Origin of the sequence: Lelliottia sp. 7254-16, assembly GCF_002922995.1 — a bacterium.
Classification (GTDB): Bacteria; Pseudomonadota; Gammaproteobacteria; order Enterobacterales; family Enterobacteriaceae; genus Enterobacter; species Enterobacter jeotgali.
On record NZ_PQVS01000008.1, the window covers coordinates 15,562 to 41,508 of the forward strand.

A 25,947-nucleotide genomic window follows, 5' to 3' on the forward strand; every position below is an offset into this window, starting at 1 on the left:
ATTTGTCCCGACACAGCCGTCAGTTAAGGTATACTGCCAGGCTATCCATTTAATCGTTGCTCAACTTCACTCACCAGGGGGAAAACTTGCAGGGTAAAGAACTCCAGGATTTTGTTATCGACAAAATTGATGACCTGAAAGGTCAGGACATCATCACCATCGACGTTCAAGGTAAATCCAGTATCACCGACTGCATGATCATTTGCACCGGCACATCCACGCGTCACGTTGCCTCTATTGCTGACCATGTGGTTCAGGAATCGCGTATGGCAGGTCTTATGCCACTGGGCGTAGAAGGCCAGGCCATTGCTGACTGGGTTGTTGTCGACCTTGGCGATGTGATTGTCCACGTCATGCAGGAAGAGAGCCGTCGTCTGTATGAGCTGGAAAAACTCTGGGGTTAATGCGTGAAGTTGCAACTGGTAGCCGTCGGCACAAAAATGCCGGACTGGGTACAGACGGGTTTTACTGAATATCTGCGTCGTTTTCCTAAAGACATGCCGTTCGAACTGGTGGAAATCCCAGCAGGAAAGCGCGGCAAGAACGCGGATATCAAACGTATTCTCGACAAAGAGGGTGAGTTAATGCTGGCGGCCGCTGGCAAAAACCGCATTGTAACCCTCGATATCCCAGGAAAACCCTGGGATACGCCGCAGCTGGCGCTTGAACTGGAACGCTGGAAGCAGGATGGCCGCGACGTTAGCCTGTTGATTGGCGGTCCGGAAGGGTTATCCCCCGCCTGCAAAGCGGCCGCAGAACAAAGTTGGTCCCTCTCCGCGCTGACGATGCCCCACCCACTTGTTCGGGTGCTGGTGGCAGAAAGTCTTTATCGCGCGTGGAGCATTACTACCAACCACCCTTATCACCGTGAGTAATGATTGACCAGGGCAAATTAAGCAGCGGATGAAACTACAGAATTCTTTTCGCGACTATTCGGCTGAGTCCGCGCTGTTTGTGCGCCGGGCGCTGGTCGCTTTTACCGGGATTTTGCTGCTGTCTGGCGTGCTCGTCGCCAACCTCTACAATCTGCAAATCGTCCGTTTTACCGACTACCAAACCCGTTCCAACGAAAACCGAATCAAGCTGGTGCCCATCGCGCCAAGCCGTGGGATTATCTACGATCGTAACGGCACGCCGCTGGCGTTAAACCGCACCATCTATCAAATCGAGATGATGCCGGAAAAAGTCGATAATGTGCAGGACACGCTGGATGCGCTGAAAGGCGTGGTGGATCTCACTGATGATGATATCGCCGCCTTCAAAAAAGAACGTTCTCGTTCACACCGTTTTACCTCTATCGCCGTAAAAACCAATTTAACGGAAGTTCAGGTCGCCCGCTTTGCGGTGAATCAGTACCGCTTCCCCGGCGTTGAAGTCAAAGGCTATAAGCGTCGTTTCTATCCTTACGGCTCCGCGCTGACGCACGTCATCGGCTACGTTTCCAAAATAAACGATAAAGATGTCGACAGGCTCGATAAAGACGGCAAGCTGGCGAACTACGCCGCGACTCATGATATCGGTAAACTTGGCATTGAGCGCTTCTATGAAGACGTTCTACATGGGCAAACCGGCTACGAAGAGGTTGAAGTTAACAACCGTGGCCGTGTGATTCGCCAGTTGAAAGAAGTGCCGCCTCAAGCCGGTCACGACGTCTATTTGACGCTGGATCTTAAGCTCCAGCAGTATATCGAAACGCTGTTAGCAGGCAGTCGCGCTGCGGTAGTCGTCACCGACCCTCGCAGCGGCGGAATTCTGGCACTGGTCTCCATGCCAAGCTACGATCCCAACTTGTTCGTCGATGGGATCTCCAGCAAAGATTATTCCGGTCTGTTGAACGATCCAAACACCCCGCTGGTGAACCGTGCCACCCAGGGTGTTTACCCGCCAGCATCTACCGTCAAGCCTTATGTCGCCGTCTCCGCGCTGAGCGCTGGCGTCATCAATCGCAATACTAGCCTGTTTGACCCCGGCTGGTGGCAGTTGCCAGGTTCAGATAAGCGTTATCGCGACTGGAAAAAATGGGGTCACGGTCATCTGAATATCACCAAATCTCTGGAAGAGTCGGCGGATACCTTCTTCTACCAGGTCGCCTATGACATGGGGATCGACCGTCTGTCGGAATGGATGAGCAAATTTGGTTATGGCCATTACACTGGCGTGGACTTGTCTGAAGAACGTTCAGGAAACATGCCGACGCGCGAGTGGAAGCTAAAACGCTTTAAAAAACCGTGGTATCAGGGCGACACCATCCCGGTCGGTATCGGCCAGGGCTACTGGACCGCAACGCCAATTCAGATGAACAAAGCGATGATGATCCTCATTAACGATGGCGTGGTGAAAGTGCCGCATCTGCTGATGAGTACCGTCGAAGATGGCAAGCAGGTTCCGTGGTCACAGCCACATGAAGCGCCGGTGGGCGATATTCATTCCGGCTTCTGGGAAATAGCCAAAGACGGCATGTACGGTGTGGCCAACCGTCCTAACGGTACTGCACATAAATATTTTGCCGGAGCCCCTTACAAAGTCGCGGCGAAATCCGGTACCGCGCAGGTCTTCGGTTTGAAAGCGAACGAAACCTATAACGCGCACAAAATTGCCGAGCGTCTGCGTGACCATAAACTTATGACCGCGTTTGCGCCTTATGATAAACCGCAGGTTGCGGTAGCGATTATTCTTGAAAATGGCGGCGCTGGCCCGGCGGTGGGTACCATTATGCGCCAGATCCTCGACCACATTATGCTGGGCGACAACAACACCGAACTTCCGGCTGAAAACCCAGCCGCCGCTGCGGCGGAGGACCAATAAACATGACGGATAATCCAAATCAGAAATCGCTGTGGGACAAAATCCACATCGACCCGGCCATGCTGCTGATCCTGCTGGCATTGCTGACCTACAGTGCTCTCGTTATCTGGAGCGCCAGCGGCCAGGATATCGGCATGATGGAACGCAAGATTGGTCAGATCGCGATGGGTCTGGTGATCATGGTGGTGATGGCGCAAATCCCGCCTCGCGTCTATGAAGGCTGGGCACCCTACTTATACTTCATCTGTATCATTTTGCTGGTTGCGGTGGATGCATTTGGGGCGATTTCAAAAGGCGCACAGCGCTGGCTGGACCTCGGCATTGTGCGTTTTCAGCCCTCGGAAATCGCGAAAATCGCCGTTCCACTGATGGTCGCACGCTTTATCAACCGTGACGTTTGTCCACCCTCACTGAAAAATACCGCCATTGCGCTGGTGCTGATCTTCCTGCCCACTCTGCTGGTGGCGGCGCAGCCTGACCTGGGAACGTCCATACTGGTCGCATTGTCCGGCCTGTTCGTGCTGTTCCTGTCAGGTTTAAGCTGGCGCTTAATCGGCATTGCGGTGGTATTGGTGGCAGCCTTTATACCGATACTGTGGTTCTTCCTGATGCATGACTATCAACGTCAGCGCGTCATGATGTTGCTCGATCCGGAAACCGATCCGCTGGGCGCAGGCTATCATATTATTCAGTCTAAAATTGCCATTGGCTCGGGTGGATTACGTGGCAAAGGCTGGCTGCACGGGACGCAGTCGCAGCTGGAGTTCCTGCCGGAACGTCACACGGACTTTATCTTTGCGGTTCTGGCTGAAGAGCTGGGTCTGGTCGGCATTTTGATTTTGCTGTCACTTTACCTGCTGCTTATCATGCGCGGACTGTGGATCGCCGCGCGCGCGCAAACCACCTTTGGTCGCGTCATGGCGGGCGGATTGATGCTTATCTTATTCGTTTATGTCTTCGTAAATATTGGTATGGTGAGTGGGATTCTGCCTGTGGTGGGCGTACCGCTGCCGCTGGTGAGCTACGGAGGCTCGGCACTGATCGTGTTGATGGCCGGGTTTGGGATAGTAATGTCTATCCACACCCACAGAAAAATGTTGTCCAAAAGCGTATAACAATAAGGGGATCGCCATGCGTAAGCAGTGGCTGGGAATCTGCATCGCAGCAAGTTTACTTGCAGCTTGTTCAAGTGACGATGGTCAGCAACAGGCGACTATCGCGCCGCCGCAGCCTGCGGTATGTAACGGTCCGGTCGTTGAAATCAGCGGTGCGGACCCGATTTATGAACCGCTGAACGCCACGGCGAATCAGGATTATCAACGTGACGGCAAGAGCTATAAAATCGTTCAGGACCCGTCGCGTTTCAGCCAGGCCGGTTTTGCCGCTATTTATGATGCAGAACCCGGCAGCAACCTGACCGCGTCCGGTGAAGCGTTCGACCCTGCACAGATCACTGCCGCGCATCCGACGTTGCCGATCCCAAGCTATGTGCGCGTCACGAACATGGCCAATGGCCGTATGATTGTGGTGCGTATCAACGACCGTGGCCCATATGGCAACGACCGCGTGATCTCGCTGTCCCGTGCTGCGGCCGATCGCCTGAATACCTCAAACAACACCAAAGTACGCATCGACCCGATTATTGTGGCACAAGACGGTACGCTGTCTGGCCCAGGTACGGCGTGTACGACCGTGGCAAAACAGACTTACGCCCTTCCCGCTCGCCCGGATTTAAACAGCGGGATGGGCAGCGCCTCCTCTATGCCACAGGACACCACACCTGCGGATAACGTTCGCGCTATCAGCAACGATACCCTGAAAAGCGACGACGCCACCGGCGCACCGGTGAACAGCAGTGGTTTCCTGGGTGCAGCAACACCGCTGGCTTCAGGCGTTCTCGAAGGTAGCGAACCGACGCCAGCCCCCGTTGCAGCCACGCCTGTTACTCAACCAGCCCCCGTAACCGCTCCTGCTGTCGTAACGCCGCCAGCGGCGGGTTCTGCCAGCGGCAGTTTTGTGGTTCAGGTGGGTGCAGTGAGCGATCAAGCGCGTGCGCAGCAGTATCAGCAGCAGCTGAGCCAAAAATTTGGTGTCCCTGGCCGCGTTGAGCAAAACGGAGCCGTCTGGCGTATTCAGATGGGGCCGTTTGCCAGCAAATCTCAGGCCGCATCGTTGCAGCAACGTTTGCAAAGCGAAGCGCAATTACAATCGTTTATCGCTGTTGCGAAGTAATTAATCGGCGGTATCCGAATTGTCAGCTTAGGTAACTTGCGTTCACAAACTCGCGCTGAAAGTCGGATGCCTGCCTGTATAGCATTTGCTATAGTAAGGCACTTTTTTTAATTCCATCACGGATGTCGTAGTTCTGACCATGAAGACCACTCTCTCCGCTCGATTCCTGCAGCGCATGGCGCTGACCACGGCCCTTTGCGCAGCCGCTCTTTCAGCCGCTCACGCTGATGACCTGAATATCAAGACCATGATCCCTGGCGTCCCGCAGATTGATGCGGAATCCTACATCCTGATCGATTACAACTCTGGCAAAGTGCTGGCAGAACAGAACGCTGACTCGCGCCGTGATCCTGCGAGCCTGACAAAAATGATGACCAGCTACGTCATCGGTCAGGCCATGAAAGCCGGTAAATTTAAAGAAACCGATCTGGTCACCGTGGGTAACGATGCCTGGGCCACCGGCAACCCGGTGTTCAAGGGCTCTTCCCTGATGTTCCTGAAACCAGGCATGCAGGTGCCTGTTTCTCAGCTGATCCGCGGTATCAACCTGCAATCCGGTAACGATGCCTGTGTGGCAATGGCCGATTTCGCCGCCGGTAGCCAGGACGCCTTTGTTGGCCTGATGAACAGCTACGTTTCCGCGCTGGGCCTGAAGAATAGCCACTTCCAGACCGTCCACGGCCTGGATGCAGACGGTCAGTACAGCTCCGCGCGCGATATGGCGCTGATTGGCCAGGCGCTGATCCGCGACGTGCCGAACGAATACACTATCTATAAAGAAAAAGAATTCACCTTCAACGGCATCCGCCAGACCAACCGTAACGGTCTGCTGTGGGATAACAGCCTGAATGTGGACGGCATCAAAACCGGCCATACGGATAAAGCAGGCTACAACCTGGTGGCCTCCGCAACCGAAGGCCAGATGCGTCTGATCTCCGCAGTGATGGGCGGTCGTACCTTTAAAGGTCGTGAGACGGAAAGTAAAAAACTGCTGACCTGGGGCTTCCGTTTCTTCGAAACCGTGAACCCACTGAAAGCCGGTAAAGAGTTTGCCTCAGAGCCGGTGTGGTTTGGCGACAACGACCGCGCATCCCTCGGCGTAGATAAAGATCTGTACCTGACCATTCCTCGTGGCCGCATGAAAGACCTAAAAGCCAGCTACGTGCTGAACACCAGCGAACTTCACGCTCCGCTGCAGAAGAACCAGGTGGTGGGCACCATTAACTTCCAGCTGGACGGTAAAACCATCGATCAGCGTCCGCTGGTGGTGCTGGACGAAATTCCAGAAGGTAATTTCTTCGGCAAAATCATTGATTACATTAAATTGATGTTCCATCATTGGTTTGGTTAAAAATTGAACACTTGAAAGTGTGATTTTGATCCCCATATACTAAGTATCCTGATAACTCCCACCTGCACGTGGGAGTTATTATTTTTTGATGTAATGCCGGAGCTGACATGAAAACCAAACTTAACGAACTGCTTGAATTCCCTACCCCGTTTACTTACAAAGTAATGGGTCAGGCGTTGCCGGAGCTGGTTGACCAGGTGGTTGAAGTGGTACAGCGCCATGCGCCGGGTGACTACTCTCCGACGGTAAAACCAAGCAGCAAGGGCAACTACCACTCGGTTTCCATCACCATCACTGCTACACATATTGAGCAGGTCGAGACGCTGTATGAAGAACTCGGCAATATCGAAATCGTCCGTATGGTGCTGTAGTCCCCTCGTGGTTACCCGCTTTGCCGGGTAACCCGCTCTTCCTCTGTGATATACTTCCGCTCACCTTTTGTCGCTACATCCCCCGGAGTTGCCGTTTTGTATCAGGATAAAATTCTTGTCCGCCATCTCGGGCTGCAACCTTACGAGCCTGTCTCTCAGGCTATGCATGATTTCACTGACTCACGCGATGACACCACTCCTGACGAAATTTGGCTGGTCGAGCACCTGCCTGTCTTCACTCAGGGGCAAGCGGGTAAAGCTGAGCATGTTCTGGTTCCCGGTGATATTCCCGTGATTCAAAGCGACCGAGGCGGTCAGGTGACCTACCACGGGCCCGGTCAGCAGGTGATGTATGTGCTGCTGAATCTAAAACGCCGAAAACTCGGGGTGCGTGAACTGGTCACCGTACTGGAACAAACCGTGGTCAATACGCTGGCAGAATACGGCATTGATGCGCATCCGCGCGCTGATGCGCCAGGGGTGTATGTCGGAGAGATGAAGATTTGTTCGCTAGGACTACGCATCCGCAAAGGCTGCTCATTCCACGGTCTGGCACTTAATATCAATATGGATCTTTCGCCTTTCCTGCGCATCAATCCCTGCGGTTATGCGGGAATGGAAATGACCCAAATGCGTCAGTGGGTAGAAAAAGCCACACCTGATATTATTCGCCCTTCGCTTGTCAGTCATCTTTTAGCGCTGCTAAACAATCCACCGCACGAATATATTCCCGCTTAATATATAATACATCATGGTCCATTTATTTGATGGACCATCGCGTATTTACCGCATTTACGCTTTACAATAATCCATTGTTTCTATATTTTCGAAGCGCTTGAGCAGGTTTACTTATTTGCCTATTTTAATTTCAGTGCGTGAATACCACCTGTCGAATTGGCCTTCATTTGATTGAAAATTACACAGATTCTTGATTTTCTTAAACAAATTACATCCATAAATATCTTTACCAATAACAATAAGCACAATAATTAAATTCAACTATCATTCATATTGTGAATGAATACGGAGTGACAGCGTGGATTATAATAATTTACCAGCTAAACGACTGAATGAGCCCGGCGGTCAGGACAAGCCGCAAGTTTTTAGGACTTTACGTAATATTGACCTCAATTTATTGACAATCTTTGAGGCAGTATATGTCCATAAGGGTATCGTAAATGCTGCGAAAATTCTTAATCTCACACCCTCAGCAATTAGTCAGTCTATTCAGAAATTACGCGCGATATTTCCTGACCCTCTGTTTATTCGTAAGGGCCAGGGCGTCACACCAACCGCCTATGCCACGCACCTGCATGAGTACATTAGTCAGGGTCTGGAGTCTATTCTTGGCGCACTGGATCTCACCGGTAGCTACGACAAACAGCGCACAATAACTATCGGGACTTCACCGTCCGTCGGTGCGATGGTGTTACCTACTATCTACCAGGCAGTCAAACGCGAAGCCCCACAGCTGCTGCTGCGCAATATTCCTGTCAGCGATTCCGAAACTCAGCTATCGCAATTCCAGACTGACCTGATCGTCGACAGCAATGCCTTCGGTGCCCGTGCGTTGGCCCAGAATGTGCTCTATGCCGACGGACTGCTGCTGGTGTGTCGCAAAAACCATCCGGCATTGAGCCAGACGGCAACGGCGGAAAATCTGCGTGAATATGAATACGCGCTGTTCATGAACGACGGGCAGAATCTCAATCAGCTTCACCAGCGGATTAATGAACTGTTCCCGGATCGTCAAATCAGCTTTAGCAGTTACAATATGTTCACGATTGCCGCCCTGATTGGCAGCAGCGACTTACTCTCTGTTATGCCTGCTCGTCTTTACAACCTGCTAAATCAGTGCTGGCCGCTGGAGCATATTCCCTATGCGCCCCTCAATGCGGAATCTATCGAGATATCACTGCATTACAACAAACTGAGCCTGCGTGACCCGGTTCTTGAAAACGTGATCAATATTATCCGTCAGGCGTTTTGACGTCTCTCCCCAGCGCAAGCCCCCGTCCCGTAGGGGGCAAAGGGCACAAAACAACAACTATTTTACAATTTGGCGACCTCACAGGCTGCTTTATCGCCCTTATCAATGATATACTGCCTGTCGTTCGTTCAAAAATAGTTGATAAATACAACATTCCCTTGAATTGAAACGCTTTCCCTCGAATTTCGCAACTGGAACACGCACGCTATGAGTAAACCCATTGTGATGGAACGCGGTGTTAAGTACCGCGACGCCGATAAAATGGCCCTTATCCCGGTTAAAAACGTGGTTACGGAGCGCGAAGCGCTGTTAAGAAAACCGGAATGGATGAAAATCAAACTCCCGGCCGACTCGTCACGCATTCAGGGTATCAAAGCGGCGATGCGTAAGAATGGCCTTCACTCCGTCTGTGAAGAAGCGTCTTGCCCTAACCTTGCGGAATGTTTCAACCACGGTACGGCAACCTTCATGATCCTCGGGGCCATTTGCACCCGTCGCTGCCCGTTCTGCGATGTGGCACACGGTCGCCCAGTCACACCGGACGCCAATGAACCGCAGAAACTGGCTCAGACCATTGCTGACATGGCATTGCGTTATGTGGTGATTACCTCCGTTGACCGTGACGATCTCCGCGACGGCGGTGCTCAGCACTTTGCTGATTGCATTAGCGCCATCCGCGAGAAAAGCCCGACCATCAAGATTGAAACGCTGGTGCCTGATTTCCGTGGTCGTATGGATCGCGCACTGGACATTCTTACCGCCACGCCACCGGACGTGTTTAACCACAACCTGGAAAACGTTCCTCGCGTGTACCGTCAGGTTCGCCCTGGCGCAGATTTCAACTGGTCGCTAAAACTGCTGGAACGCTTTAAAGAAGCGCATCCACACATTCCGACCAAATCAGGTTTGATGGTCGGTCTGGGTGAAACCAATGCGGAAATCATCGAAGTGATGCGCGATTTGCGCCGTCATGGTGTCACGATGCTGACCCTGGGCCAGTATCTGCAACCTAGCCGCCATCACCTGCCGGTTCAGCGCTACGTGAGCCCGGATGAGTTTGACGAGATGAAAGCCGAAGCAATGGCGATGGGCTTTACCCACGCTGCCTGTGGCCCATTCGTTCGCTCTTCCTATCATGCCGACATGCAGGCGAAAGGCGAAGAAGTGAAGTAATAATTTATTACACTTCAGGCATAAAAAAACCGGCTATTACGCCGGTTTTTTTCTTTCCAGAGTTCTGGAAGGATGTAGCCATTATTCTTTGTGCGACAGCTTCTCAGCCGGGACTTCATCATCTGCGGTTTTCTTCGCAGAGGAATCGTCGTCATTCATCGCTTTTTTGAAGCCTTTGATGGCCGTACCCAGGTCTCCGCCCAGAGTACGTAACTTCTTGGTACCAAACAGCAGGACGACCAGCGCCGCAACCACCAGCAGTTTAGTAATACTAATCTCACCCATAGATACCTTCTTCACTTGAAACAGGCTGCATACAGCGCCAGAAAACCTGATGTTATTAACGGACATTCGACGCGCGCACACAATAGCAATCTGTAACAAGGTGAATCAAGCTCTGATGAAAAAAACATCACAATAATTGCGGTGGCGCAAACCGTCGGTTCATCAGCACTGGTAATTGCCGCCGCGCCTGCACTATGCGCTCGCGGTCGATTTCTGCCATCAATAGCGCAGGGGCCTCAGCCGCCGCCGCAATAGTCACGCCGAGGGGATCAATAATCCGGCTCTGCCCGATATTCTTGTTTCCGCACTCTCCCGCAGCCACCACATAGCAGGTGGTGTCCAATGCGCGCGCAGCCAATAAGGTCGCCCAATGATGCTCTTTGAGCGGTCCCTTAACCCACGCAGCGGGCAGAACTAACACTTCAGCGCCTGCCAGTGCCAGATTCAGCGCCATCTCGGGAAAGCGCAAATCGTAGCAAGTCATCAGCCCCAATGTAATGCCTTCGACGTCTATCAACGGCGGGAGCTGGCCTCCAGGATCGACCAACCGCGACTCCCGAATAGTAAAGGCGTCATAAAGATGGAGCTTGGCGTATGTCCCGATGATTTTCCCTTCGCGTATAACTACCAGCGTATTCGCCGCCCTGCCCTGCGTCGTCGGGATATGAACAGTCAATACGGTGGTGAGTCGGTTGCGCTGGCTTTCCTCCAGTAATGTCTGCAGAAAACCGCCGTCCAGCGGTTGTGCTGACTTCACGGAGAGGTCCGGATCCTGGTCATCACGCGCCAGCAGCGCTTCCGGTAGTACCAACAGCGCCGCACCCTGACGCGCCGCTTGTGCCATCAATAAGACGCACTGACGGGCATTTTCCTCCCACAATGGCGTTACCGCAAACTGCCCGACCGCAACATACATATTTTCCCCTTACTTCAGTTAGCGATACACTCTCTATTCTGACTCAATCAAACAGCAGGAATTGCAAGTGGTACAACTCCTTTTAGCCGTGTTTATTGGTGGCGGCACCGGAAGCGTTGCACGATGGTTTCTCAGCATGCGTTTTAATCCTATGCATCAGGCCATTCCCATCGGAACGCTTGCCGCCAACCTGATTGGCGCATTTATTATTGGTATGGGGCTGGCATGGTTTAACCGAATGACCAATATTGACCCCGTCTGGAAGGTACTGATTACCACCGGTTTTTGCGGCGGCTTAACAACGTTTTCCACCTTCTCTGCCGAAGTGGTATTCCTGTTCCAGGACGGGCGTTTTGGCTGGGCGCTGACCAACATCGCTGTCAATATGCTCGGTTCGTTTGCAATGACCGCGCTCGCATTTTGGTTATTTTCTGCCGCCAGCGCGCACTAAGCGCAGGCACATTAATGTTAGCTTAATTTTTCTCTGTCACTCTGGTCGACAAACCGACCAGGGGTGATCAAATGAAAGATAAAGTGATGAGCGCAGGCATGGTGTTACTGAGCGTACTTATCGTCGCCAGCTTCCTGAAAATCTATCTGTTTTAGCTGAAAAAAAAGCCAAAAAAAACCCGCTCAATGAGCGGGTTTTGAAGTTCTTGCTGAACGGCTCGAATTACAGAGCAGTTACGTTAGCAGCAGAAGGACCTTTGGCACCGTTAGTGATTTCGAACTCAACGCGCTGGCCTTCAGCCAGGGTTTTGAAACCATTAGTCTGGATTGCAGAGAAGTGTACGAACACATCTTTGCTGCCATCTTCCGGAGTAATGAAACCGAATCCTTTGGACTCATTAAACCACTTAACGTTACCTTTAATCTTAGACATCAAAATTACCTTTACATGAAAAATGGACACAAATGCTGTGTCGGGTATCAGTACAACAATTGTGGGGCGTTTTGTCCAGCGGTTCTTTATCAAAAAGTGACAAAAGTCGCGTTAATTTTATCGGCTGGCTTTTTATTCTTTTTGACACAAATAACGTGTATTTTTCAGCCAGTCAGGCGCCGTTTTTCAGTTAAAACTGAAAGCGCATCCAGGCAAAGTAAACGTTTCCGTTATTGTAAGTGCCCGGAATGTAGGTCATCTGGAATGTCGCCGGGCCATAGCCAATCGAGGCCAGCGGCAACAGCACCGGGATCGGGATGTACTTCCAGTTATCACGCGCCGTGAACCCTGCCGTGTACCCCAGGCCCAGATGGAAATTATCATCCGCCAGCGGACGCCAGGTTTTCTCCCAACCGTAACCGCCAATCGGCTCCCATTTGTTGTAGGAGTCTTTAAACGCCATCAGGTAAAGACCGTGCCAGTTACCCTCTTCATCCCAACGGGATTGACCGAAACCGGCACCCCACGGGCGTTCGTTGTAACGATCCGTTTTCTCTTTGTCGTAGGCAAAGCGTGCATGCCACGTGATTGCCGGAACATAGAGGTCGTAATGCTCTGGTTCATTCCAGGTTTGCGCCACGTTATCGGTGAACGTTGAAAACCAGCCTTTGCCTGCTGCATTCTCTTCTGCCATTGCCGAAGACGACAACGCCAGTTGCCCCAAAATAAACAACAACACTAAATAAATATTATTTCTTACCGTCACAATGAGATTACCATTTTTTGTATTCGGGGCGATCTTAACAAATTTTAATTAAATGAAGACTTAATAAAATCGGTTTTATTCCGAATTATTTACTTTCAAAATGGGAATATTCCTACTGAACGGTAAGGATGCGCCTCAATATAGGCGAGGCGCATACACAACTTAACGTTTATGTAACAATTTATACAAAGCAGGAATAACCAGCATCGACAATAACGGCGCCGTTATCATCCCGCCGATCATCGGGGCTGCGATGCGTTGCATCACCTCCGAACCACTGCCACCTCCCCACATGATAGGCAGCAACCCCGCCATGATCGTCGCCACTGTCATCACTTTTGGACGCACGCGCAGCACCGCGCCTTCGTGGATAGCCCGCATCAACTGAGTGTTTCCGCCGCCGGGATACTTATCCAGCGCCTGATTAAGATACAGCACCATAATAACGCCAAACTCAGCGGCAACGCCTGCGAGCGCAATAAACCCAACAGCACCTGCGACAGAAAGATTATATCCCAGCAGCCACAGTAACCAGACGCCGCCAATAAGTGCGAAAGGTAATGTCCCCATAATTAATAAGACATCTGAAACGCGTTTAAACGTCAGCCACAGTAATATAAAGATAATCATTAGCGTTACCGGCAGAACCACTTTCAGTTTTTCCGTCGCACGCTCCAGATATTCAAATTGCCCTGACCACGCGAGCGAAACGCCCTGCGGCAATGTGACCTTTTCGGCAACTCTTTGTTGCATTTCCTCCACCGCCGATTTCAAATCCCGCCCGCGCAAATCGACATATATCCAGTTCGACAATCGCGCATTTTCGCTTTTCAACATTGGCGGCCCTTCTGTCACCACAATGTCCGCCAGCTCGCCCAGCGCAATTTGCCCGCCGTTCGCGGTTACCACCGGCAACACCCGCAGTTTATCGACGTTTTCTCGCAGGTCGCGGGGGTAACGCACGTTAATCGGATAGCGCTCGCGCCCCTGGATTACCTCGCCAATATTGTCACCGCCCACAAGCGTAGACACCATGCTTTGCAGCTCATCGACAGAAACGCCATAACGCGCCGCTTTCTGCCGGTCGATACGAATATCGACGTAGCGCCCACCCGCCAGCCGTTCAGCCAGCGCGGAGGTCACACCCGACACCTCTTTCACAATCGATTCAATCTGCGCGGCAATGCGCTCGATATCGCCAATATTGTTGCCGTTTACCTTGATGCCAATCGGGCTTTTAATCCCCGTTGCCAGCATGTCCAGACGGTTGCGAATCGGTGGCACCCACACGTTGGCAATGCCAGGAACCGAGACGGTTTTATCCAGCTCATCCACCAGCTTTTCGGGCGTCATGCCCGGTCGCCACTGGTCTCGTGGTTTGAAGTGAATGGTGGTTTCAACCATCGTGAGGGGTGCAGGATCGGTAGCCGTTTCAGCCCGTCCTGCTTTGCCAAATACGCTGGCGACTTCTGGAACGCTTTTGATAAGACGATCGGTTTGTTGCAGCAGACGGCTGGCTTCGCGCGCCGAAATCCCCGGCAACGTCGATGGCATATACAGCAAGTCGCCCTCGTCCAGCGGCGGCATAAATTCGCTGCCCAACCGGTTGAGCGGCCACAATGTCACCAGTAAAAGCGCCAGTGCCAGTGCCAGCGTGGTTTTTGGGAACGTCAGCACTTTATCCAGCAGCGGTTCATACAGTCGAATCAAAAAACGGTTGATAGGGTTCGCTTTCTCATCCGGGATTTTGCCGCGAATGAAATAGCCCATCAGCACCGGAATCAACGTAATCCCGAGCCCTGCGGCCATCGCCATCGACCAGGTTTTGGTGAAAGCCAGCGGCGAGAACATCCGCCCTTCCTGCGCTTCGAGGGAGAAGACCGGAATAAACGACAGCGTTATGATCAGCAAACTGCAAAAGAGAGCCGGACCCACTTCGACCGCCGCGCGCTCAGCCAGGTGCCAGTAGTCGCCTGACGACGGCTCTTGACCCGGATGCTCATGCCTCCACTGCTCTAGCACTTTGTGCATGTTTTCAATCATTACAATCGCAGCGTCCACCATCGCCCCGATAGCAATCGCAATCCCGCCGAGCGACATGATATTCGCGTTGATACCCTGATAGTGCATCACCACAAACGCGCCCAAAATCCCCAGCGGCAGCGAGACGATCGCCACCAGCGCCGAGCGGAAATGGAAGAGGAATAACGCACACACCAGCACCACCACTGCAAACTCTTCCAGCAGCTTGTGGGTGAGGGTTTTGACCGAATCTTCAATCAGCGTTGAGCGATCGTATACCGGAACAATTTCTACCCCTTCCGGCAGCGTTTTTTGCAGCGCCTGGAGTTTGTCTTTCACTGCATGAATAGTTTCCAGCGCGTTCTGCCCGTAGCGCATCACTACCACGCCGCCGGCCACTTCACCTTCGCCGTTCAGTTCAGCCACGCCGCGACGGATTTCGGGACCGTAGTTCACCGTAGCGACATCACTTAGCAACACCGGTTTACCGTCGCGCGAGGTGAGCACCACGTTGCGAAAATCATCAAGCGAGCGTAAATAGCCAGTGGTGCGCACCATGTATTCAGCCTCGCCCATCTCCAGCAAGGCGCCGCCACTCTCTTTATTGGCCGCCTGAACCGCACTCACGACCTGTCCATGCGTGATATTCAGGGCGCGCATTTTCTCAGGCGATACCACAATCTGATACTGGCGCACCATTCCGCCAATGCTGGCGACCTCCGAGACGTTTGGCACGGTCTTCAGCTCAAACTTTAACGTCCAGTCCTGAAGCGCCCGTAAATCCGCCAGGCTGTGCTTGCCTGTTTTGTCGATCAATGCATATTCATAAATCCAGCCCACGCCTGTGGCGTCCGGTCCCAGCGAGACTTTCACCCCAGCCGGTAATTGCGACTGAACCTGGCTTAAATACTCCAGCACTCTGGAACGCGCCCAGTACAAGTCGGTACCATCTTCAAACAGCACATAGACATAGGCATCGCCAAACATTGAAAAGCCGCGCACGGTTTTTGCGCCTGGCACAGAGAGCATCGAGGTGGTCAGCGGCCACGTGACCTGATCTTCAATCACCTGCGGTGCTTTACCGGGATAACTGGCTTTGACGATCACCTGCACGTCAGACAAATCAGGCAGCGCATCCAGAGGTGCTCGTTGCATTGCCCACCAGCCCCAGCCTGCCATAATCACTGCTGCGAGAATGACTAACAGCCGGTTACGCAGCGAAGCACGAATCACAGCGGCAATCATTGCGTCACCTCCGGCAGCGCACTACGCAGGCTGGCTTCTGAGTCGATCAGGAATTGCCCTGAGGTGACAACGTTATCGCCCTCTTTCACGCCAGTGGTGATTTCAGTCCAGCCCCCGGCGGTGGCCCCCGTCGTCACGTTAACCGGACGGAAATAGCCGTCGCCCGTTGCCAGCAGTACCCGCTGAGATTCGCCGCTATTGATAACCGCCTCTTCCGGAACGGCGAGCACTGCCGCTCCACGCGTTTGTTCTGCACGAGACACATTCAGGAACATGCCTGGCTTCAGTTTGTTATCCGGGTTGTCCAGCACGATGCGCGCCTGGAGCGTACGCGTGGTGGTTTCCATCTGCGGTAACAGTTCGCTGACTTTTCCGTGAAAACGTATCCCCGGCCAGCTTTCGGAAGTGGCGATCATGTCACTGCCTGCGATAAGCGATTGCGCCTGCGTTTGCGGATAATCAACCACCAGCCAAACCGTATCCAGCGCGGCGATGTCAAACAGCGGCGCAGTGGCCGCCACTTGCGCCCCTTCCCTGGCATCCAGTTTAACGACATATCCAGCGCGTTCGGCTCGCAGCGTCAGTCGGGTTTGCGGTTTGCCGCTACGCTCGACGCCGCGAATGATCTCTTCCGGCATAAATTGCAACGCCAGTCGCTCGCGCGCCGCGCGGGTGAGCGTCGCGTCACCCAGCTGACGCACGGCCAGATATTCCTGCTGCGCGGTTGTCCATTGCGGAACCCAAATCTCTGCCAGCGGCTCACCGGCTTTGACCTGCTGCTGCTGAGCGCGAACGTACAGTTTGGCGATCACTCCTGCGGCAGGCGCCGGATAGCTGGTCAGACTGCGTTCATTAATCGATACCGTCGCATAAGAGGAAAAAGATTGCGCGAGCTGCCTCTTCTCAACGCGGACTGTTTTCATCCCGAGGTTTTGCTGCTGCTGCGTGCTAATCGCCACGCCTGCCGCCGCTTTTTCCTCATCGGCGTAGCGCGGAACCAGCTCCATATCCATAAAGGGTGATTTGCCCGGTTTATCAAAACGCTGGCCAGGCATCATGGGGTCGTACCAGTAGAGCACTTTGCGTTCGGCGGGTTTGGCTGCGTCGGAAGCAACATGATTCTGATGCTGGCCAAAATAATAGCCGCCGCCTGCCGCCAACAGCACGGCCAGCGCGATCGCGCTAAGGGTGAGTGTTTTCATTGTGTGATTTCCTGCGGGGAAAGCCATTGAATGGCCGCCCAGGTCCGCGCCATTTCGCGCTCGGCCTGGTTTGCTGCCAGTTCGGTGTCGAGCACGCTGCGACGCGCCTCAAGAAGCGCCGGAAGCTCCGACTGCCCGGCTCGGTACTGTGCGGCGAGCACGTCCAGCCGTTTATGCTGGAGCGGCAAGATGTCATCGCGTTGGCGCTGCCACAGAGTCTGGGCGGCCTGATATTGCGCCACCAGCGACTGCACTTGCGCGACATGCTCGCGCTGAATCAACGTCAGTTGATCCACCGCCTGCATCGAGCGCGACACGTCGGCGGCGTAATCTTTGTCCTGCCTGCGCGACTGGAATAACGGCAGATCCACGGTAAACATCACCCCGGCCATATCGTCATACCCTTCAGCGCGATGGGAATAGAACACTTCCACATCGACGTCGGGAATGGCTGCGACCGCTGACTGTGCCGATCGCGCTTTCGCCGTTTCCGATTCTCGCTGTGCGGCTTCTACTTCCGGGTGGCGGACAATCGCCTCCTCCAGCGTTTTCTCATCGGCGGGCAAGCGCTGATAGCGCGGCAGCGGGCCTTGCACCTCGGTGATGGATTGCCCGGTGAGCTGGAACAGACGGCTTTGCGCCAGCTGAACATCCCGTGTCGCCAGGGTGACTTTGTCGCGCATCGCGCTCAGGGTCATTTGCAGCGATAGCACACTATCCGGCGCCGCACTTCCCGCGCCAACACTGGCTTTTTGCGCACCCTGCTGGCGTTCCGTTTCGTTCACCAGTTTTTTAGCTGCATCCAGCGCCTGAGTTGATAAAGCCAGATCGAGCCACGCCTGGGCCGTATCACGCTGAAGCGCGGCGCGAATGGTCTCGGATTTCGCCTCCACCCCGCGCGCTTGCGCCTGTAACGTCTGCGATTTACGCTCCCGTTTTTCAGCACTCACATAGCTTTGCATAATGCCAATGCGCTGCATCGTCATCCCTTCGCGGGTAAAACGCTGATCATTACTGCCCTGAACTGGCACGTTTTCGATGCCAAATTTGAGCTTAGGATCGGGAAGTTGCGTGGCAGAATCCGCCATCATATCCAGGGCCTGCGCCTCATTTCGGCTGGCAGAAAGTTCGGCGGAATAGCGCTGGGCTTCGGTCAGGGTTTGCGCGAGCGTCCAGGGCTGCGCCTGAACCGCTGAGCTTAAAAAGCCGAGCAGCACCCCACCGAGCCAGAGGCTCAGTGTTTGTGGTTTCATGGTGTGCTCCCTTAGTGCAGCGGCGTCAGCGAGATAATCTGGAATCCGTCACCCGCTCGTTCGAGCGTAAAGGTGACGCGATCGCCCACTTTCACCGAGGCAGTATCCGCGCTTTTCGCCAGCACAAAGGGCATGGTCATTGCGGGCCAGTTCAGCTCGGGAATCGCCTGATGTTGCAGGATAATTTGTGGCGGAGAGATTTCCTGAACCACGCCCTGGCCTTGCCACTGCTGCGCAGCGGACGGCTCGGTAGCTTGAACAGAAAGAGAAGAAAGGGAAAGCAGTACGCCCGTAAGCGCAGAAACAAAAAATGAACGCATGATAAAACTCCTGTTAATCGTAAATGAAAAATAAATTCAACGAATTAACAGTGAGTTATTCCCGGAACCGGCAAAAACGAATCGTTGCCGGCGGCCCTGCTGCGGGAGGGGTCAGGGACCATGCCGAATGCGCGACTTCGCTGCACGACGGCGTATTTAAGGTGATAGTCATGGTCGCCGGAATAGCGACCAGCTGCGGCTGAGCAGGATCTTTTTGCACCTGATCCGGCACGCAGTGTTTTTCACACAGGGGAGAAATAGTGCTGAGTTGGTAATGCTGCGGCGTGTCCATCATATCCATATGCTGGATCATGGCACTTTCGCCGCGCGGGCTCAGGGAGCAGTCATGAGACGCCACCGCGACCTGGCTCTGGATCAGCAGCCAGCCAAACGCGAGCAAAAACATCAGCAGATGTTTTTTCAGAAAGCGCAGGCGGTAAGTCCAGCTGGCATGCATATTCGCGTCGTCGGGTATCAAAAGGAGCCCGAGTATATGAACAGCGCGTGTTGAAATTAAAGCTATTTTAAATAGTTTTACGTTCTTTATCTGTTCGCTGATAAAACCCTTCAAATATCACAACAATTAATTATCAACTTAGTGACATATAATAATCATAGCTACGGTCAATAGTGTGATGACACAAATGACGCAGTGGTGGCAAAATATCGTCGATGATAGTTCTAGTAGTGGTTTTATTGATTTTAGTCATCAATGACTGCCCATTTATTCGGCACATTTCCACACTTCTTATTTTTTGATTTTCCGTGCTCTCTGGGGAGCGCACGCACAGGGGAAACCATGCTTACCTTTATCGAACTCCTCATCGGAGTGGTCGTCATTGTCGGCGTTGCGCGCTACATCATTAAAGGCTATTCAGCCACCGGGGTATTATTTGTCGGGGGTTTAACCCTGCTGATTATTAGCGCGCTAATGGGCCATCAGGTGTTACCGGCCAGCGAAACCAGCACCGGATATACCGCCACCGATATTGTGGAATATATTAAAATTCTGCTGATGAGTCGCGGTGGCGACCTCGGTATGATGATTATGATGCTGTGTGGTTTTGCCGCCTATATGACCCATATCGGTGCTAACGATATGGTCGTCAAACTGGCCTCTAAACCGCTGCAATATATTAATTCCCCGTACATTCTGATGATTGCCGCCTATTTCGTGGCATGCCTGATGTCGCTGGCGGTCTCATCCGCTACCGGTCTCGGCGTGCTGCTGATGGCAACCCTGTTCCCGGTCATGGTGAACGTTGGGATCAGCCGTGGCGCTGCTGCGGCGATTTGCGCCTCCCCTGCGGCGATTATTCTTTCTCCGACATCGGGCGACGTGGTGCTGGCTGCGAAAGCCGCCGAAATGCCGCTCATCGACTTTGCCTTTAAAACTACGCTGCCAATCTCCATTGCCGCGATTATTGGCATGGCGGTCGCGCACTATTTCTGGCAGAAGTATCTCGATAAAAAAGAGAATATCAGCCACGAGATGCTGGATGTCAGCGAAATCACCACCACCGCGCCTTCGTTCTACGCCATTCTGCCGTTCACGCCGATCATTGGCGTGCTGATTTTTGACGGCAAATGGGGTCCACAGCTGCACATTATTACCATTCTGGTGATCTGCATGTTGCTGGCTGCGGTGCTGGAATTTGTGCGTGGTTTTAACACTCAGAAAGTGTTCTCCGGGCTGGAAGTCGCGTATCGCGGAATGGCAGATGCCTTCGCGGGCGTGGTCATGCTGCTGGTCGCGGCGGGTGTATTCGCCCAGGGTTTGAGCACCATCGGCTTTATCCAGAGCCTGATTTCCATCGCCACCTCGTTCGGCTCTGCCAGCATTATTCTGATGCTGGTTCTGGTTGTCCTGACCATGCTGGCGGCGATGACCACGGGTTCCGGTAACGCGCCGTTCTATGCGTTTGTAGAGATGATTCCAAAACTGGCGCACTCTTCCGGTATTAACCCGGCTTATCTGTCGATTCCAATGCTGCAGGCTTCCAACCTTGGTCGTACAATTTCGCCAGTATCTGGCGTGGTCGTGGCGGTCGCTGGGATGGCAAAAATTTCGCCGTTCGAAGTTGTGAAACGCACCTCCGTTCCGGTGCTGGTCGGCTTGATGATTGTGATTATCGCCACCGAAATTCTGGTGCCGGGTACGGTCGCGCATTAAGCGAGGTAAAAGCAAAACGGCAACGTAAGTTGTCGTTTTTAATGTTTGTTCCCTCTCCCCGTGGGAGAGGGCCAGGGTGAGGGCACCAGACCGCAGAAGAGTTTTGTCGGTCGGGCGCCGCCGGACAACAAACACAGAGCCAAAAGCGCCCACGGGCGCTTTTTGTGCTTTAATAAGTTCCTGGAATTAATTTCCCTTTAATCATCAGGAATTCAAATGTTCAGGAAGGATATTTTTCTTCGGTTCAGTGCAACCGCCCTTGCGCTGTGCGCATTCTCAGCCCATGCCGCCCCGCTTCAGGCCACACAGTATGCCGATTTCGATCGCTACATTCTGGCACTTTCCTGGCAAACTGGATTTTGCCAGAGCATGCACGATCGCGATCGAAACGAACCTGACGAGTGCCGACTGCAAAAAGAGAGCCAGAACAAAACGGACTTCCTGACGGTTCACGGCCTGTGGCCGAGCCTGCCTAAATCTATCGCCTCGCGTGGAGTAGACGATCGCCGCTGGATGCGTTTTGGCTGCGCCACTCGCCCTATTCCCAACATGCCGGAAGCCAAAGCCAGCCGTAAATGCGCCGCTGCCGAAACCGGGCTGTCGTTCGAAGCCGCCGCTAAGCTCAACAGCGTAATGCCAGGGGCTGGCGGTGAATCCTGTCTGGAACGCTACGAATACGCCAAGCACGGCGTATGCTTTGGGTTCGACCCCGATGCCTATTTTGGCACTATGGTGCGCATGAATCAGGAAGTGAAAGGCAGCGCACTGGGGAAATTCCTTGCCAATAATTACGGTAAAACCGTTTCGCGCCGCGACTTTGACGAAGCGGTCGCCAAAAGTTGGGGCAAAGCGTCGGTCAAAGCGGTCAAACTGACCTGTAACAACAACCCCGCTTACCTCACCGAAATGCAGATCTCACTCAACGCCGCGACGATCAACGCCCCGCTGACTGCCGCGTCCTTCGCCCCGCAGCCTCATCCAGGCAACTGCGGCAAGCAGTTTGTCATCGATAAAGTCGGCTACTGATCCTCTGCCGGACGATCCCGCGTCCGGCGTTTCATCCTTTTCCCTTATATGACGACCAGCGTCACACTTCTGATCTCACATCACTTTTATCCAGCCAATGCATCATTTCTCCGGTAAACAATCATGAAACCTCCCCGCCATAATCGCGGTGTCATCAACAGGAGAATGTTCACATGGCTAAAAAACTGATTGCGCTGTGCGCCTGCCCGATGGGGCTGGCCCATACCTTTATGGCCGCTCAGGCGCTGGAAGAGGCCGCAGTAGAAGCGGGCTACGAAGTCAAAATTGAAACTCAGGGGGCGGATGGGATTCAGAACCGCTTAACGCCACAGGATATCGCGGGCGCAGACATCATTATCCACGCCATCGCCATCACCCCGGAAGACAACGAGCGCTTTGAAACGCGAGATGTGTACGAAATCACCCTTCAGGACGCCATTAAAAATGCGGCGGGAACCCTGAAGGACATCGAAGAAATGATTGCTGCAGAACAACAATAATCCTCCACCTCAGGGGTCTTCGTTATGGCAATTAAAAAACGCAGTGCGGTTCGGTCGGACGGTCACGAAGGCGATACTCTCGCCCTCAAAGCTGCCCCCGTCGCAACGGGCAATACCTTCTGGAAAGAACTTCCGCAGCACATCATGTCGGGAATTTCCCGCATGGTGCCAACGCTTATTATGGGCGGGGTGATCCTCGCCATTTCACAGCTCATCGCCTATGTCTGGCTGGAAATCCCGCCGGATACCGGCATTATGGATGCGCTAAATTCCGGGAAATTTACGGGCTTTAACCTGTCAGTGCTGAAGTTTGGTTATCTGACGGAATCCTTCGGCGGGCTGCTGTTCAGCTTCGCCATTCCGATGTTCTCCGCCTTTGTCGCCAACTCCATCGGCGGCAAGCTGGCCTTTCCGGCCGGTTTTATCGGTGGACTGGTCTCCACCCAGCCAACGCTGGTGCTGAATTTCGACGCGGAAAAGCTCACCTGGCTTGCGACAAAACCGGTGCCTTCGACCTTTATTGGCGCACTGATTATCGCCATTGCCGCGGGCTATCTGGTTAAATGGCTGAACAGCAAAATCGCGCTCCCTCAATATCTGCTGGCGTTTAAAAGCACCTTCCTGATCCCGATCCTCTCCGCGCTATTTGTGATGCTGGCAATGTATTACGTCATCACCCCAATTGGCGGCTGGTTAAATGCCGGTATGCGCGCCTTGCTGCTCGCCGCAGGCCAGTCCGGCTCGATGATGTACGCCATCGGCATGGCGGCGGCGACCGCTATCGATCTCGGGGGGCCAATCAACAAAGCGGCAGGTTTCGTCGGGCTCGGTCTCACCACCGACCACGTGCTGCCGATCACCTCCCGCGCCGTCGCGATTGTTATCCCGCCGATTGGTCTGGGGCTGGCGACGCTTATCGACCACCGCCTGACCGGCAAACGCCTGTTCAGCCCGCAGCTTTACCCGCAGGGGAAAACGGCGATGTTCCTGGCGTTCATGGGCATCAGCGAAGGGGCCATTCCCTTCCTGCTGGAGAACCCGCTCGCCACTTTACCGGCCTATATGGTGGGCGCGATTGCCGGGGCAATGACGGCCACTGCGCTCGGTGCCGTCCAGTGGTTCCCTGAGTCCGCTATCTGGGCGTGGCCGCTGGTCACCAATCTGGGAGCCTATATGCTCAGCATTCTGGTGGGTGCAACCATCACCGCCCTGCTGGTGGTGCTGATTCGCAACAACATGCACAAGCGCGGAAAACTCTCCGTCGATACGCTGTAAAGAGGTCTTAAGATGGAGTTACTGACAAGGCTGCGCGCCTGGCTGACAGCCGAAAAACTGGATGCTGTGCTGATCTCCTCACGCCAGAACAAACAGCAGCATCTGGGGATTTCAACCGCTTCGGGCTACGTGCTGGTGACGCATCAAGCCGCGCATATCCTGACGGACTTTCGCTATTACAGCGATATAGCCTCGCGCGTGTCGGGTTATACCCTTCACCTGCTGGATGCAGCTAACCCGCTGACTGCGTTGCTAAGCAACCTGATCGCTGAAGAGGGGATCGCCACGCTGGGCTTTGAAGGCGAACAGGTCAGTTGGCAAACCGGAAGCCAATGGCGCGATACGCTGGATGCGAAGCTTTGCAGTATCTCCCTCGATGCGTTGCGACAGATTAAAACCGCGGATGAAATTGACCGTATTCGCGCGGCCTGCCAGATTGCCGACCGCGCGGCACAGTATATTCGTCGCTTTATCCAGCCCGGCATGCGCGAGCGCGAGGTGGCGGCTGAACTGGAATGGTTTATGAAGCAGCAGGGAGCGGATAAACCCTCTTTTGACACCATCGTTGCCAGCGGAGCGCGCGGAGCATTACCACACGGTAAAGCCACGGACAAAGTGATTGCCGCCGGCGAGATGGTCACACTCGATTTTGGCGCCCAACACCAGGGGTATTGTTCGGACATGACGAGGACATTCCTTGTCGCCGGGCAAGGCCAGAAACAGGAGGACCATCCGCTCTACCGCGTTTACCAGACGGTACTTGAGGCACAGCTCGCCGCCATCGCAGCTATCAGGCCGGGCGTCGCCTGTCAGCAGATAGATGCCGCCGCCAGAACGGTTATCGAACGCGCGGGTTTCGGCCCTCAGTTCGGTCACAACACCGGGCATGCGATTGGCATCGACGTGCATGAAAATCCGCGATTTTCGCCGACCGACATGACCTTGCTACAGCCCGGCATGCTGCTCACCGTGGAGCCGGGTATCTATATCGATGGCCTGGGCGGTGTGCGTATTGAAGACGTGGTGCTGGTGACGGCCACGGGTGCTGAGGTTCTTTACACTATGGGCAAAACGCTACTGGCCACAGGGGAAAACTGATGGACACAGAACTGCTGCGAAAGCTGAGCGAAGCCGATGCCATCGCCGCCTCTGAGCAAGAGGTGCGCGATCTCCTGCTTATCGAAGCACAACATTACGGGAAAGAAGTGCAGTTTGACGGGCTTGGCTCAGTGCTTATCCGCGTCAATCACAGCGACGGTCCAAAGGTAATGGTCTGCGCCCATATGGATGAAGTCGGTTTCATCGTGCGCTCTGTTTCACGAGAAGGGGCTATCGACGTGTTGCCCGTCGGCAATGTCCGCATGATGGCGCGTACGCTGCAGCCGGTGCGGATCACTACCCGCGACGGGCGTAAAATTCCCGGCTTGCTGGATGGCGAGACGAAGGGCGAAACCGTCGAGAATTTGCGCGTCGATATCGGGGCCACATCCGCCGACGAGGTTCTGGCGTCAGGTATAGACGCGGGCGACCGCGTGACATTTGACACCCGTTTTCAGTCCCTTCCCCACCAGCGCGTGATGGGCAAAGCCTTTGACGACCGTCTCGGCTGCTATCTGCTGATAACCTTGCTGCGCGAGCTGCACGCCACACCGCTGGACTGCGAGCTGTGGCTGGTGGCGAGTTCCAGCGAAGAGGTCGGACTGCGGGGCGGGCAAACGGCCAGCCGAGCTGTAAATCCCGATCTCGCCCTGGTGCTGGACACCGCCTGCTGGTCAAAAAACTTCGATTACAGCAACGCCAACCACCGCCAGACGGGAGCCGGGCCGATGCTGGTGCTGTATGACAAATCGCTCGTTGCCCCGCCGAAGCTGACCGCTTTCGTTGAAGAGGTTGCACGCGCGCAGTGCATCCCGCTGCAAAAAGATATGTTCAGCAACGGCGGCACCGACGGCGGCGCTATCCACCTTTCCGGCACCGGCGTGCCGACCGTGGTGCTCGGGCCACCGACCCGGCACGGCCATTGCGCCGCATCCATCGCCGATACCCAGGATATTGACCATACCCACCAGCTGCTTGTTGCCCTGGTGGCTCGTCTGAATCGTGAGACCGTAGCGCATCTGTCGGACTTCAGATGTTTTCCTCACGATGAACGGAGATAA

General features: G+C 54.0%; 26 protein-coding genes. 17 read left to right on the top strand and 9 right to left on the bottom strand.

Annotation, left to right across the window (positions count from 1 at the left end; all coding sequences use genetic code 11):
- Positions 1 to 86: 86 nt before the first annotated feature.
- From rsfS to lipA, 10 genes are all read left to right on the top strand, one after another.
- Positions 87 to 404 (top strand): ribosome silencing factor, encoded by a 318-nt coding sequence (gene rsfS, locus C3708_RS12245; protein WP_095281220.1) that lies wholly within the window; start codon positions 87 to 89, stop codon positions 402 to 404.
- A 3-nt stretch (positions 405 to 407) separates the two neighbouring features.
- Positions 408 to 875 (top strand): 23S rRNA (pseudouridine(1915)-N(3))-methyltransferase RlmH, encoded by a 468-nt coding sequence (gene rlmH, locus C3708_RS12250; RefSeq protein WP_095281219.1) that lies wholly within the window; start codon positions 408 to 410, stop codon positions 873 to 875.
- A gap of 28 nt (positions 876 to 903) precedes the next feature.
- Entirely contained in the window at positions 904 to 2,805 is a 1,902-nt protein-coding gene (gene mrdA / locus C3708_RS12255) for a peptidoglycan DD-transpeptidase MrdA (protein WP_095281218.1), read from the top strand.
- Positions 2,806 to 2,807: 2 nt separating this feature from the next.
- The gene (gene mrdB, locus C3708_RS12260; protein WP_095281217.1) at positions 2,808 to 3,920 is read left to right on the top strand and encodes a peptidoglycan glycosyltransferase MrdB; all 1,113 of its coding nucleotides are present in this window, start codon (positions 2,808 to 2,810) and stop codon (positions 3,918 to 3,920) included.
- A gap of 16 nt (positions 3,921 to 3,936) precedes the next feature.
- Positions 3,937 to 5,037, top strand: coding sequence for an endolytic peptidoglycan transglycosylase RlpA (gene rlpA, locus C3708_RS12265; RefSeq protein ID WP_103949447.1), 1,101 nt, complete (start codon positions 3,937 to 3,939; stop codon positions 5,035 to 5,037).
- Positions 5,038 to 5,176: 139 nt separating this feature from the next.
- Positions 5,177 to 6,388 carry a D-alanyl-D-alanine carboxypeptidase DacA gene (gene dacA, locus C3708_RS12270; protein ID WP_095281215.1) on the top strand — a complete coding sequence of 404 codons (1,212 nt, stop codon included), beginning with the start codon at positions 5,177 to 5,179 and terminating at the stop codon, positions 6,386 to 6,388.
- Between the two features lie 107 nt (positions 6,389 to 6,495).
- Positions 6,496 to 6,759 (top strand): DUF493 family protein YbeD, encoded by a 264-nt coding sequence (gene ybeD, locus C3708_RS12275; RefSeq protein WP_095281214.1) that lies wholly within the window; start codon positions 6,496 to 6,498, stop codon positions 6,757 to 6,759.
- Positions 6,760 to 6,855: 96 nt separating this feature from the next.
- Entirely contained in the window at positions 6,856 to 7,497 is a 642-nt protein-coding gene (gene lipB, locus C3708_RS12280; protein WP_095281213.1) for a lipoyl(octanoyl) transferase LipB, read from the top strand.
- A 298-nt stretch (positions 7,498 to 7,795) separates the two neighbouring features.
- Positions 7,796 to 8,749, top strand: coding sequence for a YbeF family transcriptional regulator (locus C3708_RS12285; RefSeq protein ID WP_095281212.1), 954 nt, complete (start codon positions 7,796 to 7,798; stop codon positions 8,747 to 8,749).
- A 207-nt stretch (positions 8,750 to 8,956) separates the two neighbouring features.
- A complete protein-coding gene (lipA, locus tag C3708_RS12290) occupies positions 8,957 to 9,922 on the top strand; it encodes a lipoyl synthase (RefSeq protein WP_103949448.1) in 966 nt (321 codons plus the stop codon).
- An 81-nt stretch (positions 9,923 to 10,003) separates the two neighbouring features.
- Here the strand turns inward: lipA and tatE are convergent, their stop codons facing one another.
- Both tatE and C3708_RS12300 read right to left on the bottom strand, forming a co-directional pair.
- On the bottom strand, positions 10,004 to 10,207 hold the full coding sequence (tatE, locus tag C3708_RS12295) for a twin-arginine translocase subunit TatE (protein WP_095281210.1): 204 nt from the start codon (positions 10,205 to 10,207) through the stop codon (positions 10,004 to 10,006).
- A 127-nt stretch (positions 10,208 to 10,334) separates the two neighbouring features.
- Positions 10,335 to 11,123, bottom strand: a complete 789-nt coding sequence (locus C3708_RS12300; RefSeq protein ID WP_103949449.1) for a deaminated glutathione amidase — start codon at positions 11,121 to 11,123, stop codon at positions 10,335 to 10,337.
- Between the two features lie 67 nt (positions 11,124 to 11,190).
- Here C3708_RS12300 and crcB point away from each other — a divergent pair, with 67 nt between their 5' ends.
- On the top strand, positions 11,191 to 11,574 hold the full coding sequence (gene crcB, locus C3708_RS12305; RefSeq protein WP_095281208.1) for a fluoride efflux transporter CrcB: 384 nt from the start codon (positions 11,191 to 11,193) through the stop codon (positions 11,572 to 11,574).
- A 222-nt stretch (positions 11,575 to 11,796) separates the two neighbouring features.
- On the opposite strand, the gene cspE is transcribed toward crcB, so the two are convergent.
- From cspE to C3708_RS12340, 7 genes are all read right to left on the bottom strand, one after another.
- The gene (gene cspE / locus C3708_RS12310) at positions 11,797 to 12,006 is read right to left on the bottom strand and encodes a transcription antiterminator/RNA stability regulator CspE (protein ID WP_000034826.1); all 210 of its coding nucleotides are present in this window, start codon (positions 12,004 to 12,006) and stop codon (positions 11,797 to 11,799) included.
- A 190-nt stretch (positions 12,007 to 12,196) separates the two neighbouring features.
- Positions 12,197 to 12,772: a lipid IV(A) palmitoyltransferase PagP gene (gene pagP / locus C3708_RS12315; protein ID WP_095281207.1), complete on the bottom strand. Its 576-nt coding sequence runs from the start codon at positions 12,770 to 12,772 to the stop codon at positions 12,197 to 12,199.
- A gap of 162 nt (positions 12,773 to 12,934) precedes the next feature.
- Entirely contained in the window at positions 12,935 to 16,039 is a 3,105-nt protein-coding gene (locus tag C3708_RS12320) for an efflux RND transporter permease subunit (protein WP_103949450.1), read from the bottom strand.
- Complete coding sequence (locus C3708_RS12325) at positions 16,036 to 17,241, bottom strand: efflux RND transporter periplasmic adaptor subunit (RefSeq protein WP_103949451.1); 1,206 nt, start codon at positions 17,239 to 17,241, stop codon at positions 16,036 to 16,038. Before C3708_RS12325 ends, C3708_RS12320 begins: the two co-directional genes overlap by 4 nt.
- On the bottom strand, positions 17,238 to 18,494 hold the full coding sequence (locus C3708_RS12330) for a TolC family protein (protein ID WP_095281204.1): 1,257 nt from the start codon (positions 18,492 to 18,494) through the stop codon (positions 17,238 to 17,240). The genes C3708_RS12325 and C3708_RS12330 overlap by 4 nt, the downstream gene beginning before the upstream one ends.
- Positions 18,495 to 18,505: 11 nt before the next feature.
- Positions 18,506 to 18,814 (bottom strand): copper-binding protein, encoded by a 309-nt coding sequence (locus C3708_RS12335; RefSeq protein ID WP_103949452.1) that lies wholly within the window; start codon positions 18,812 to 18,814, stop codon positions 18,506 to 18,508.
- A 55-nt stretch (positions 18,815 to 18,869) separates the two neighbouring features.
- The gene (locus C3708_RS12340; RefSeq protein ID WP_103949453.1) at positions 18,870 to 19,271 is read right to left on the bottom strand and encodes a hypothetical protein; all 402 of its coding nucleotides are present in this window, start codon (positions 19,269 to 19,271) and stop codon (positions 18,870 to 18,872) included.
- A gap of 342 nt (positions 19,272 to 19,613) precedes the next feature.
- Between C3708_RS12340 and dcuC the strand changes: the two genes are divergently transcribed.
- The 6 genes from dcuC (at position 19,614) to ypdE (ending at position 25,947) form a co-directional block, all read left to right on the top strand.
- Positions 19,614 to 20,987 (top strand): anaerobic C4-dicarboxylate transporter DcuC, encoded by a 1,374-nt coding sequence (gene dcuC, locus C3708_RS12345; RefSeq protein WP_103949454.1) that lies wholly within the window; start codon positions 19,614 to 19,616, stop codon positions 20,985 to 20,987.
- Between the two features lie 216 nt (positions 20,988 to 21,203).
- Positions 21,204 to 22,013, top strand: a complete 810-nt coding sequence (gene rna / locus C3708_RS12350) for a ribonuclease I (protein ID WP_103949455.1) — start codon at positions 21,204 to 21,206, stop codon at positions 22,011 to 22,013.
- A gap of 173 nt (positions 22,014 to 22,186) precedes the next feature.
- Positions 22,187 to 22,513 carry a PTS fructose transporter subunit IIB gene (locus tag C3708_RS12355; RefSeq protein ID WP_095281199.1) on the top strand — a complete coding sequence of 109 codons (327 nt, stop codon included), beginning with the start codon at positions 22,187 to 22,189 and terminating at the stop codon, positions 22,511 to 22,513.
- Positions 22,514 to 22,537: 24 nt separating this feature from the next.
- Positions 22,538 to 23,788 carry a PTS fructose transporter subunit IIC gene (locus tag C3708_RS12360; protein WP_095281198.1) on the top strand — a complete coding sequence of 417 codons (1,251 nt, stop codon included), beginning with the start codon at positions 22,538 to 22,540 and terminating at the stop codon, positions 23,786 to 23,788.
- 12 nt (positions 23,789 to 23,800) lie between these two features.
- Positions 23,801 to 24,886, top strand: a complete 1,086-nt coding sequence (gene ypdF / locus C3708_RS12365) for an aminopeptidase (RefSeq protein ID WP_103949456.1) — start codon at positions 23,801 to 23,803, stop codon at positions 24,884 to 24,886.
- Positions 24,886 to 25,947: an aminopeptidase gene (gene ypdE / locus C3708_RS12370; protein ID WP_103949457.1), complete on the top strand. Its 1,062-nt coding sequence runs from the start codon at positions 24,886 to 24,888 to the stop codon at positions 25,945 to 25,947. Before ypdF ends, ypdE begins: the two co-directional genes overlap by 1 nt.

Bases quoted from the DNA above. Each gene is read 5' to 3' on its own strand.
- mrdA (WP_095281218.1), top strand. From the start codon at position 904: ATGAAACTACAGAATTCTTTTCGCGACTATTCGGCTGAGTCCGCGCTG.
- mrdB (WP_095281217.1), top strand. From the start codon at position 2,808: ATGACGGATAATCCAAATCAGAAATCGCTGTGGGACAAAATCCACATC.
- rlpA (WP_103949447.1), top strand. From the start codon at position 3,937: ATGCGTAAGCAGTGGCTGGGAATCTGCATCGCAGCAAGTTTACTTGCA.
- dacA (WP_095281215.1), top strand. From the start codon at position 5,177: ATGAAGACCACTCTCTCCGCTCGATTCCTGCAGCGCATGGCGCTGACC.
- ybeD (WP_095281214.1), top strand. From the start codon at position 6,496: ATGAAAACCAAACTTAACGAACTGCTTGAATTCCCTACCCCGTTTACT.
- lipA (WP_103949448.1), top strand. From the start codon at position 8,957: ATGAGTAAACCCATTGTGATGGAACGCGGTGTTAAGTACCGCGACGCC.
- tatE (WP_095281210.1), bottom strand. From the start codon at position 10,207: ATGGGTGAGATTAGTATTACTAAACTGCTGGTGGTTGCGGCGCTGGTC.
- C3708_RS12300 (WP_103949449.1), bottom strand. From the start codon at position 11,123: ATGTATGTTGCGGTCGGGCAGTTTGCGGTAACGCCATTGTGGGAGGAA.
- cspE (WP_000034826.1), bottom strand. From the start codon at position 12,006: ATGTCTAAGATTAAAGGTAACGTTAAGTGGTTTAATGAGTCCAAAGGA.
- C3708_RS12320 (WP_103949450.1), bottom strand. From the start codon at position 16,039: ATGATTGCCGCTGTGATTCGTGCTTCGCTGCGTAACCGGCTGTTAGTC.
- C3708_RS12325 (WP_103949451.1), bottom strand. From the start codon at position 17,241: ATGAAAACACTCACCCTTAGCGCGATCGCGCTGGCCGTGCTGTTGGCG.
- C3708_RS12330 (WP_095281204.1), bottom strand. From the start codon at position 18,494: ATGAAACCACAAACACTGAGCCTCTGGCTCGGTGGGGTGCTGCTCGGC.
- C3708_RS12335 (WP_103949452.1), bottom strand. From the start codon at position 18,814: ATGCGTTCATTTTTTGTTTCTGCGCTTACGGGCGTACTGCTTTCCCTT.
- C3708_RS12340 (WP_103949453.1), bottom strand. From the start codon at position 19,271: ATGCATGCCAGCTGGACTTACCGCCTGCGCTTTCTGAAAAAACATCTG.
- dcuC (WP_103949454.1), top strand. From the start codon at position 19,614: ATGCTTACCTTTATCGAACTCCTCATCGGAGTGGTCGTCATTGTCGGC.
- rna (WP_103949455.1), top strand. From the start codon at position 21,204: ATGTTCAGGAAGGATATTTTTCTTCGGTTCAGTGCAACCGCCCTTGCG.
- C3708_RS12355 (WP_095281199.1), top strand. From the start codon at position 22,187: ATGGCTAAAAAACTGATTGCGCTGTGCGCCTGCCCGATGGGGCTGGCC.
- C3708_RS12360 (WP_095281198.1), top strand. From the start codon at position 22,538: ATGGCAATTAAAAAACGCAGTGCGGTTCGGTCGGACGGTCACGAAGGC.
- ypdF (WP_103949456.1), top strand. From the start codon at position 23,801: ATGGAGTTACTGACAAGGCTGCGCGCCTGGCTGACAGCCGAAAAACTG.
- ypdE (WP_103949457.1), top strand. From the start codon at position 24,886: ATGGACACAGAACTGCTGCGAAAGCTGAGCGAAGCCGATGCCATCGCC.